The 2,904-nt window shown below is 58.7% G+C and carries 7 protein-coding genes; all 7 read right to left on the bottom strand.

What is annotated here, in order from left to right; genetic code table 11:
• Window positions 1-662: tape measure protein (locus Xhom_RS23335; RefSeq protein ID WP_145957433.1), on the bottom strand; the 662-nt coding region annotated here is incomplete at its 3' end.
• 9 nt (window positions 663-671) lie between these two features.
• Window positions 672-941, bottom strand: a complete 270-nt coding sequence (locus Xhom_RS23330) for a phage tail assembly protein T (protein ID WP_069315767.1) — start codon at window positions 939-941, stop codon at window positions 672-674.
• 23 nt (window positions 942-964) lie between these two features.
• A complete protein-coding gene (locus tag Xhom_RS23325; RefSeq protein ID WP_069315766.1) occupies window positions 965-1,351 on the bottom strand; it encodes a phage tail assembly chaperone in 387 nt (128 codons plus the stop codon).
• A 5-nt stretch (window positions 1,352-1,356) separates the two neighbouring features.
• Complete coding sequence (locus Xhom_RS23320) at window positions 1,357-1,833, bottom strand: phage tail tube protein (RefSeq protein WP_069315765.1); 477 nt, start codon at window positions 1,831-1,833, stop codon at window positions 1,357-1,359.
• Window positions 1,834-1,889: 56 nt separating this feature from the next.
• On the bottom strand, window positions 1,890-2,225 hold the full coding sequence (locus Xhom_RS23315) for a hypothetical protein (RefSeq protein WP_069315764.1): 336 nt from the start codon (window positions 2,223-2,225) through the stop codon (window positions 1,890-1,892).
• Window positions 2,222-2,668 (bottom strand): HK97-gp10 family putative phage morphogenesis protein, encoded by a 447-nt coding sequence (locus Xhom_RS23310; protein ID WP_069315763.1) that lies wholly within the window; start codon window positions 2,666-2,668, stop codon window positions 2,222-2,224. The genes Xhom_RS23315 and Xhom_RS23310 overlap by 4 nt, the downstream gene beginning before the upstream one ends.
• On the bottom strand, window positions 2,665-2,904 hold a 240-nt coding region (locus tag Xhom_RS23305), incomplete at its 5' end, for a phage head closure protein (RefSeq protein WP_099139665.1). The genes Xhom_RS23310 and Xhom_RS23305, both read right to left, overlap by 4 nt.

The following is a 2,904-nucleotide window of genomic DNA, read 5'->3' as shown; positions in this document are numbered from 1 at the left end:
GCCAGCCCTTTCAGGTCTTTTTGGGCGACCCCCAGTCCGTCGGACAGGGCCTTCATGATCCGCTGACCGGATTGGGCGACCGAGTTAAAGTCCTGCCCCCGGAGCACGCCGCGCCCCAACGCCTGCGATAACTGAACGATCAATGAGGAGGTTTCTTCGGCGGACGCCCCGGACACTTGTAAACCGGTTGCCAGAGCATCCGTCAGGGACAGGATATCCTGGGTCGAATAACCGTATTCCCGCAAGGCACTGGCGACGCGGGTGAACAGGCTGGCATTGGACTCAAAGGTCGAGCCGGTATACTGACTGATCCGCAGCAACCCTTGCTGGGCCTGAGTGAAATCCTCCGTGGAGGTTGTGGCCAACTTGATGCGGGCATTCAGGGAGTTGTAATTGTCCGCCATGCTGATCAGGCGTCCGGTCGCAAACAGCCCGGCAAACGCGCCCGCCAGCCCTTTGGCCGTGTCCTTGACCGAGACCAGTTGACTGTTCAGATCCCGCAGGGCCTGCTGACTGTCCCGACTCGCCGCCGAGGCCTGCCGCCCGCCCTTTTCCATGACTTTGTAGTAATCCGCCCCCATCCGGGAGGCGCGGGCAATCTCGGACTGAAACGAGCTGGAATTGGCTGAAATTTTAATAATCAGTTCACGCAATTTTGCCATTGAGGTCACTCACGATAAATTAGACAGAAAAGCTTCCAGATCGGCGGCGTTGTCGGGGGGAGTCTCCGCCTCACCCCAGTGCAGCAGGGTGTCCTGCAGGCTGACCTTGCCCCCTTGCGACTGGTACACGGCGGCGGTGATTTGGGCGGCCTGAATGTCACCACGCCGATCCCCCAGCGGACTCAACCGGTCATACTCCAGCCAGAGTTGCAACTCACTGGCGCTCAGGCCAGCTTGCAACTCCTGTAAGGTTTTGCCGAGCCGCAGTGCCAGTGTCATCAGGAAGAAGGTGGCGGGGGCCTTTACTTTTTTTCCGCGTCCGCCGGTGAGGTCATCAGGTCCAGCGCCTGATGCAGCAGACGACTGTGGACCGGGCCATAAATGCCGGTCACCGTATCCGCATCGTCGGGGGTAAAGACCGGATCGCCGTGCGCATCCCGCAGGACGTCAATAAACAGCATCACGTCGCCCCGGATATTGCGGTGCGTTTTCTCCGCGACGGACAGGGCGTTTTCTGCCTCCTCCCCAGCGGGGGAAACGAGGGCCTGCCAACTAGCCCAAGCCCCCGCAGAGGGTTCGCGCAGGATCACAGCAACATCGCCCCATTCCGGTACCGTCACGGTTTTACGGCGAAATCCGGCACCGGGTGCCAATGCCAGCGCCCGTAAATCTTTCTTTGCCTTTGCCATGTGATTTATCCTTGTGGGGTGTCTTTAGTTAAAGTGGCTGCCGCTTGCTTGAGCGGGACGGGCTTGCCTTTCAGGCGCAGCGTGAAGGAAGCGGTCACCAACCCACTGGCGGTCACGCTCCATGAGTTCTGGCGCACTTCGGCCAAAAAGGCGTAGCCATTGCCGGTCGGGAATTCCACCTTAAACGCATGCAGATCATCGGTATCGTAAGCATGGCGCAGCGTATCTTGTCCGATCTCCTCCGCTGACCAGTTACCGGACAGGGTGATTTCCCCCGGAGCCGCCAGACCGTTGGTCATCTCCTGTTCGGTTGAGCACAGGGTGGTGACCTCAATGTCACTCTTCTGCCCCCCGGTGTAGCTGAGTTCCTTGGTGGTGCAATCAATGGACTGCCAGACGGCCGTGACCGGGTTTGCTTCGGTGGCCGCCTTGGCCGAAATACTCACTTTCGTGCCTTGGGCTTTTTCGTATTTACTGCTCATCGGGAATTCTCCAGAAATAAAAAAACCGTCCGCAGACGGTCAGGGGAAAGGGGTTATTACTGCCAGAGTTGGCATTCCAGTGTGGCACGGTACAGCCCCGTGTCAGACTCGTAACCGTGGATTTCGCTCAGTTGGGTCGGTTTAAGCGGCATAAGGGCTATTCTGGCCTTATCTCGTATCATCCGCGCCGCATCAATGGTCAGAGCGTAGACATCAATTTGCAGGGTGTTCAGTTGCCCGGCCTGCCCGTTCAGCACATCCTGCTCAATACTGTAGAGCGAGAACACACACCACGGCGGGGCCACCGGTGGCTCGGACTGGGGCGCGACATAGGGAAAGACCTGATCGGGCAGCACCTGAGCCAGTAAGGGGAAAATATCCGCTTCGGTCATTTCGACAGCACCTCATCAATCGCCTGATTCAGCCGTTTCATCGCAAATTCGGCCGCCTCATCCGATTTACGGTCAAACGCGGGACGAATAAACGGTTGCGGCGCCATCTTTGAGGTGCCGTCCTCCAGAAAGCGCCAGTAATACGCGTTGCGCGGGTCATTGGCCTTCATGGATTTATCGCTGTTGGTGCCTTTGGCGTTCGCCCCCCGGACATACACCCCGGCAGAGACTTCTCCCTTGCGGCTTTTCCGGTTAGACGCCACGATGTTACGCGCCAGTTTGCCTGTGCGTTTCGGCGCTTTCTGCCGGGCTTCGTCACGCAACACCGTCGCCCCGGCATAAGTCGCCTGCCGCAACACCTTAGTATTCCCGGCTTTGCTGAGCAGTTCCAGATCCCGCGCAATGTCCCGTAACCCGGAGAAATCCAGATCGGTCACTATCATGATTTCACCCCCTGCTTGCCCAGTAATTCCAGTTGAGTACGTTTGGGGTCAGGAATGACGGCCTGAATGTCGTAAACCTGATCCCGAAACACCATCCGGTAAGCCGCCGTCACATCGCGGCGGTAACGCAACCAGACGCGCACCGTGACCTCGGCCATTTCCGCCCCGGCCGAGAGCAATTCCCGCCCACTGAGGTGCTTGACCTCCGCCCAGACCGTGGCAACGTCCTGCCATTC

Origin of the sequence: Xenorhabdus hominickii, from assembly GCF_002632725.1 — a bacterium.
In the GTDB taxonomy this organism is placed as follows: domain Bacteria; phylum Pseudomonadota; class Gammaproteobacteria; order Enterobacterales; family Enterobacteriaceae; genus Xenorhabdus; species Xenorhabdus hominickii.
The sequence above is the reverse complement of the archived record's forward strand: the minus strand, read 5'-3'. Positions and strand labels throughout refer to the sequence as shown.